Origin of the sequence: Mesorhizobium sp. M1A.F.Ca.ET.072.01.1.1 (assembly GCF_004023325.1) — a bacterium.
Classification (GTDB): domain Bacteria; phylum Pseudomonadota; class Alphaproteobacteria; order Rhizobiales; family Rhizobiaceae; genus Mesorhizobium.
In genome coordinates this window covers 1-545 of record NZ_RZSF01000703.1, presented here as the reverse complement: position 1 = coordinate 545, position 545 = coordinate 1, and the positions used below count along the sequence as shown (strand labels likewise).

The 545-nt window shown below is 54.1% G+C and carries 1 protein-coding gene and 1 pseudogene; both read left to right on the top strand.

The window, feature by feature from the left end; translation table 11 throughout:
- A partial coding sequence (locus EOA32_RS39455) for a hypothetical protein (RefSeq protein ID WP_210214895.1) occupies window positions 1-182 on the top strand: 182 nt, incomplete at its 5' end.
- Window positions 183-236: 54 nt separating this feature from the next.
- Window positions 237-545, top strand: a pseudogene (locus EOA32_RS37630) (hypothetical protein); the annotation flags it as partial.

Sequence of the window (545 nt, the reverse complement as noted above, 5' to 3'; positions counted from 1 at the left end):
CCCATAGGATCTTCACGGAAGCGGACTGGCGGCTGCTGGACTTCAAAGGTCGGAAGGCTGCCATTGATCTTGTCAATCAAGACCGTCGGTCTACAAGAAGTGCTGCCCGGCACGCGTCGTTGGGACAACGGCTTGGTCGTGGCGACTGCACGATGGCCACCATATCGGAACGACACGATTGAGCAGCAATCAGATCCATAGAAAGAGCGATCGGCAGCTTAGCGAACATCATGCGAATGTATGTCGAGACGCACATGCGCTTTGGTGAGCTATTCAAAGTTGATCCCGAGGAGGCGATTGACAACCTGGATCGCACTTTCGAAATGAAGCTTGAGGCCTTTCACACGCTCTATGATGTCTCGAAGGGCCTGTTCCCATATTTCGGTAACGGCGATACCACCGTGCTCTTAGCGGTACGCAATGCAATCCATCATCGTAATCATCCCCTGTTCCACAGTTTGAATCGGCGTCTGTACCTCGATACCGATCTGGATCGCTGGTGCGGGGCTTCCTTCCTTCTTGCGAGCCACCCCACGCTTCATGGC